Raw genomic sequence first — 6018 nt, forward strand, 5'->3', positions numbered from 1 at the left:
TTCAACCAGGGCAATCTTGTCTCCCAGACCGAACAGACCCTCGCGGTCGCCAAGATCGGCTTTGAGCAGATCACCTTTGAACTGGCACAGAATTATTCTTTGGTCTACGGCATTCTTGCCGTGACACTTGCCATCTTTACCGGCTGGCTGGCCGGCGTGATTTTCAGAAAAGACTGATTTTCTTCTCGATTGAATTGCAAAAGAAAATTGGCTGGATCTCTACCGGTGCCAAGTTATGCTGCCGCAACGTATATTTTAAAACGTTCAGGCAGGGGCAGCATGGCCGACCAATCCGATCACAATCGTTCCGAAAACAGTGTCAGCACCACTACGGATGCATCGATCGATGCCAAGGTCATCGATATTGCCATTCGCCTGGGTGTCCTTGGTCTGTTTGCCTATTTTTCCCTTCAACTGGTCGCGCCATTCTTCCTGTTTTTGCTTTGGGCGGTGGTTCTTACCGTTGCGCTTTACCCGGTCTATGACTGGCTCGCGTCAAAACTGGGAGGGCGAAAAGCACTGTCTGCGACCTTGGTGACACTGGTCTGTCTCGCGATTGTCACCGGGCCGGTTGCGGTGTTGGTGGTCAGTCTCGTCGAAACGCTGCAGACCTGGTACAAGGCGATGGCGGGCGGCACTTTCAAATTGCCGACAATGCCTCAGAAACTGGCCGACCTACCGGTTGTCGGTTCAAGGATTGCCGAGTTATGGGATCTGGCCAGCCGAAGCCTGGAGCAGTTTTTCGTCAAGGTCGGCCCAACATTGGTTCCAGCCGGTGAAAAGGTCCTCGCGATGCTCGCAAGCCTCAGCGGCTCGGTGCTGTTTTTCATGGTCTCGATCATTGTCGCCGGTTTTCTGTTCGTTCCAGGCCCGGCACTTGCAGCGGGTGCGAAGCGGTTCGCAGACCGGATCATCGCGCCGCGCGGCGCAGAGTTTGTCGATCTGTCCGGCGCCACCATTCGAAACGTATCGCGTGGTGTCATCGGCGTTGCCGTTATTCAGGGGTTGCTGACGGGGATTCTGCTGGTCGCTTTCTCCGTCCCGTTTGCCGGCGTTTTGACCTTTGTCGCATTGATCCTGTGTATCATCCAGATTGGCCCGGCACTCGTGATCATTCCCGCCATCATGTGGGCGTGGAGTTCCATGGCGATTGCTCCGGCCTTGATATTCACCGTGCTGATGCTGCCCGTCATGCTGATCGACAACGTTTTAAGGCCGCTGTTGATGTCCCGCGGCCTGGATGTGCCGATGCTGGTTATCCTGATCGGTGTCTTCGGCGGCACCCTCGCATTCGGCCTGCTCGGTCTGTTTCTGGGCCCGGTTATCCTGTCGGTTTTTTATGAACTGGTGATGGCCTGGGTGAATGTGGGAGATGAGACAGAACGCAATTCCTGATGTCTCCACGGAGACTGATACAGGCCCGTCCTAATCTCCAACCAGCCGGCTTGCGGTAAACGGAAACAGCCGGTCATTTCCTAGCAGGAAGACCGAATACTGGCGCCGGCGAAAAATCATGCTGTAGGCTTCATGAGTGACGTTGAGTCCACCGGTGAGAGCGCCAAAGGCCGGTAGCACCAGGCGGGAGCCGTCAGTGATGAAACAGGCCCGGCGGATCGAACGGCCGAACCGGCGCACGCGAGCTGCCGGATGCAAATGGCCACAGACTTCTCCGGCTGTCAGTTCGGATCCGATTTTTTCAATTGGCTCGTGACGGAAGGAGAGAGGCCCGATTTTGATCTCGTCAACGGTTTCCCCACAAAGCCTGACGGGTGCCACCGGATCGTGATTGCCCGTCACCCAGATCCATTCCCGGCCAAGCTGCAGAGTGGTCAACATGGCGCGGTAGGGCGCAGGCAGACGGTCTGACCCGTCGGCATCATGAAAACTGTCGCCAAGGCAGATGACGCGGGCAGGGTCGAAGGCATCCATCACACCGGCAAGCTTTTCAAGCGTGGAACCTGTGTCGTAGGGCGGTAGCATGATGCCTCGTCGCGCGAAGCTCGAGCCTTTTTCCAGGTGCAGGTCGGCAACAATCAAGGTCGCCTCATCAGGCCACCACAACACACCGCTGTCGTGCAGCCCGACCAGCTGGCCGTTGATCTGAATGTCATGACACACCGGCGCAGCAGTATACTTGCGCAAGTGCGACGTGAGCGCACTCATTCCATCGCCTCCAGTACCAACTCCTCAGCAGCCTCTTCCAGCAATGAATCCATGGCTTCCCCGTAGATTGGTTCTTTTCCTATTTCCAGGAGAATTGGCACCGCGAGAGGTGAGACGTGCGGAAGGGCAGTATGGGTGATTCGTCCTCGAATGCGGGTAAGAAGTTCACCCAGCCGGGAGATATCCAAAAGTCCTTCCGCGGCATCGTTCCATGTCGCCTTGAGCAATATGTGGTCTGGTTCGTGGGCGCGTAACACATCATAGATCAGGTCCGAGGATACAGTGACCTGCCGTCCCGATTTTTCCTGCCCCGGATGGCGGCGCTCGATCAGACCGGCAATCACGGCACAATTACGAAACGTACGTTTCATGAGGCTGGAGTCCGCGAGCCAGGCATCCAGATCGTCCCCGAGAATGTCCTGCTCGAACAACTCGTCCAGCGGAATGCGGCCCGACGAGAACAGCAGCGACAGGTCGCCAAGGCCCCAGACCGAGAGAGCATAGTCATTGGCGACAAAGCCCATTGGCCTCGCTCCCAGACGCTCCAGGCGCTTGGTCAGCAACATACCGAGCGTCTGATGCGCCAGGCGGCCCTCGAACGGATAACAAACCATGTAGTGCTTGTTGGCGCGTGGAAAGGTTTCGACCAGCAGTCCATCCTTTGCGGGCAGGACCGATTTATCCCTTTGGATTTCCAGCCAGTCACGGACCTGAACAGGTAATTGTTTCCACGTCGATGGCGTCGCCAGCATCGACCTGACACCTTCGGCCAGATAGGTGGAAAGCGGGAACTTGCCGCCCATATAGGCAGGGATCATCGGGTTTTCGGACTTGGCGCGCGAGACATAGGCCTCGTTTTCACGTATTGCCTCGAACCGCAGAACCTCTCCGCCGAAAAGAAACGTGTCTCCCGGCGTCATCTGGTCGATGAAATACTCTTCGATTTCGCCAAGGATTCGACCCCCACGGCCGACGGGTGCGCGCCTTCCGTCTGCCTTGGAACGCACAAGGCGAACCTTCAGTTTCGGGGCCTCTACGATCGTTCCGACATTCAGCCGGTATTGTTGCGCGACTTTCGGGTGGGAAATACGCCAGAGTCCGTCCTTGCCTTTACGCAGCTTGGCGTATTGTTCGTAGCTTTTCAGTGCGTAGCCACCGGTGGCCACAAAATCGAGAACCTTCTCAAACGTCTCCCAGTCCAGATGCCGGTAGGTTTCAGTCGACCGGATTTCGTCGAAGGTGTCGGTCAGGTTCAGCGGATTGGCGCAGGCAAGGCCCAACAAGTGCTGCGCCAGAACGTCCAGCGCTCCTTTTCGCAAGGGTGGCGTGTCCTGTTCGCCGCGCTTGGAAGCTGACAATGCGGCTTGGCATTCCAGCACCTCGAACCTGTTGGAAGGAATGAGGACGGCCTTGGACGGCTCGTCCATTCGGTGGTTCGCGCGACCAATCCTTTGCGCCAGTCGACTTGCCCCCTTCGGGGCGCCAATATTGACAACGAGATCGATGTCTCCCCAGTCGATACCCATATCAAGCGATGAGGTAGCAACGACCGCACGCAGGTTTCCCGAGGCCATGGCCGCTTCCACCTTGCGTCGCTGACCGACATCCAGCGATCCGTGGTGCAGGGCGATGGGCAGGGTGTCTTCGTTGATGCGCCAGAGTTCCTGAAACACCATCTCCACCTGGCTGCGGGTGTTCACAAAGAGCAGCGAAACTTTGTGTGCCTTGATCAGTTGGTAAATGTCGCCGATGGCATAGCGCGAGGAATGACCGGACCAGGGAAGGCGCTCCTCGGAATCCAGAATGGAAATCTCCGGCTGGGCTCCGCCGGACACTTCCACAAGATGCGACAACGACCTGACATCCGGATCTGGCTGTCCGACAAGATAGGCGCGCAGATCGTCGGGTTCTGCGACTGTTGCCGACAGACCGATTGTCCGAAGATTTGGCGAATGTTGGCGCAGACGTGCGAGCCCAAGGGCCAGCAGGTCACCGCGCTTGGATGTCACTGTGGCATGAAGTTCGTCCAGAATGACGGTTTGAAGCGACGCAAACAGTTTTTCAGACGCAGGGTCGGACAACAGCAGCGCAATCTGCTCCGGTGTTGTCAGCAGAATATCGGGCGGATTGAGTTTCTGGCGCTGACGCTTGTGCGATGGTGTATCGCCGGTCCGGGTCTCTAGGCGCACAGGCAGGTCCATTTCCGTTACCGGTGCTTCCAGATTTCGGGCTATATCGACCGCAAGTGCCTTCAACGGGGAAATGTAGAGCGTGTGAATGCCACGGTTGCCTGCCTGACCGGCTTTGCGTTTTCCCCTAGCTTCAAGCTCGACAAGGCTCGGGAGAAAACCGGCCAGTGTCTTGCCCGCTCCGGTGGGCGCAATCAGCAGTGTGGAGTGGCCCTGCGCCAATTGATCGATCAACTGCAACTGGTGCGCCCTCGGAGTCCAGCCCCGTGATGCAAACCAGCTCTGAAAACGGTTGGGTAAAAGCGCAGCATCCATGAGTTTGTTTTAAGACAGGAAATTCGAAAAGGCGAGAGCTCACAGGTGTAAATGTTCTCTTTGTGTTCTGCTGCGCATTCTGTAAGCTGGAATTGTTTGAAAGCTTGTGATGCCAACGAATTGAAAATGCCCGGGAACCAAGCTGGTCCAAAAAGGATATCAATCGCCTGATGCCAGAGCTCCTGACCCTAACACCGGCCGGTCTCTATTGTTCCGAAATCGGAGCGCACATCGATCCCGTACATCCGGTGGACAGGGCGATCATCACCCACGGTCATGCCGATCACGCGCGCGCCGGCCATGGAGCCGTGCTTGCAACAAGGCAGACGCTGGATATCATGGCGATCCGCTATGGTGAGAATTTCTGCGGTCAGGTGCAGGAACTGCCCTATGGCGAGGCGCTTGGGCTTGGAGCTGTCACTGTGTCGCTTCACCCTGCGGGTCACGTGCTCGGATCGGCGCAGGTTCTGCTGGCAACCCCGAGCCAGCGCACGGTGGTCTCCGGCGACTATAAACGGCAGAAAGATCCCACTTGCGAGCCGTTCGAGCTGGTTACTTGCGATACCTTTGTCACGGAGGCGACGTTTGGTCTGCCGGTTTTTCGCCATCCTCCCGCACTCGAAGAAGTTAAGAAGCTGCTCTCTTCGCTCGAGCTCTTTCCGGACCAGACTCATCTTGTTGGTGCCAATGCGCTCGGAAAGGCGCAGCGAGTGATCGCTGAGTTGCGTGCGGCCGGTTACGAGAGGAAGATCTTTCTTCACGGCGCATTGGAAAAGCTGACCGCATACTATCAAAGCCAGGGAATCGAACTCGGGGATGTCGAACCGGTCGGCAAGCGCGGAAAGGAACTTCAAGGTGAAGTGGTGCTTTGCCCCCCGGGACAGCTGAACGATCGCTGGGCACGGCGTTTCGGTGATCCCGTTGCCGCCATGGCATCGGGTTGGATGCGTGTGCGAGCCCGCGCGCGCCAGCGGGGTGCTGAGCTGCCGTTGATCGTGTCGGATCACGCCGATTGGGACGACCTCTGCAGAACTATCCGGGAAACAGGAGCCAGTCAGGTCTGGGTGACGCACGGAGCTGAGGAAGCACTGGTTCATTGGTGCGAATTGCACGGAAAGCGCGCACAGCCTCTCAACATGATTGGGTATGACGACGGCGAAGAAGCGGAAGTTGTTTGAGTTCACGGCGTGTCCCATGGGGCGTTGCAGGAATTGCATTTTTTCCCTGACAGGCCAGATCAGGTCGAAATCCCGTGTGGTGAAATTGGCACTACAACCTTGATGCATTTTAAAGTTGCGTCGCTAGCATTGAAGATAGTCGATTTAAAGATTTGAATCTGAATAGAACTTCC

Annotated in this window: 5 protein-coding genes; 3 read left to right on the forward strand and 2 right to left on the reverse strand. The window is 56.9% G+C overall.

All coding sequences use genetic code 11. The annotated features are described in order from the left end of the window. Both K5905_RS25345 and K5905_RS25350 read left to right on the forward strand, forming a co-directional pair. On the forward strand, window positions 1–177 hold a 177-nt coding region (locus tag K5905_RS25345), incomplete at its 5' end, for a TIGR02186 family protein (RefSeq protein ID WP_297589327.1). 102 nt (window positions 178–279) lie between these two features. Continuing rightward, entirely contained in the window at window positions 280–1395 is a 1116-nt protein-coding gene (locus K5905_RS25350) for an AI-2E family transporter (protein WP_297589320.1), read from the forward strand. 30 nt (window positions 1396–1425) lie between these two features. Here K5905_RS25350 and pdeM read toward each other — a convergent pair whose 3' ends face one another. Both pdeM and K5905_RS25360 read right to left on the reverse strand, forming a co-directional pair. After that, a complete protein-coding gene (pdeM, locus tag K5905_RS25355; RefSeq protein WP_297589322.1) occupies window positions 1426–2163 on the reverse strand; it encodes a ligase-associated DNA damage response endonuclease PdeM in 738 nt (245 codons plus the stop codon). Continuing rightward, window positions 2160–4667: a ligase-associated DNA damage response DEXH box helicase gene (locus tag K5905_RS25360; protein ID WP_297589324.1), complete on the reverse strand. Its 2508-nt coding sequence runs from the start codon at window positions 4665–4667 to the stop codon at window positions 2160–2162. Before K5905_RS25360 ends, pdeM begins: the two co-directional genes overlap by 4 nt. 170 nt (window positions 4668–4837) lie before the next feature. Here K5905_RS25360 and K5905_RS25365 point away from each other — a divergent pair, with 170 nt between their 5' ends. Further along, window positions 4838–5845 (forward strand): ligase-associated DNA damage response exonuclease, encoded by a 1008-nt coding sequence (locus K5905_RS25365; protein WP_297589325.1) that lies wholly within the window; start codon window positions 4838–4840, stop codon window positions 5843–5845. Window positions 5846–6018 lie beyond the last annotated feature (173 nt).

Source organism: Roseibium sp. (genome assembly GCF_025698965.1).
In the GTDB taxonomy this organism is placed as follows: domain Bacteria; phylum Pseudomonadota; class Alphaproteobacteria; order Rhizobiales; family Stappiaceae; genus Roseibium.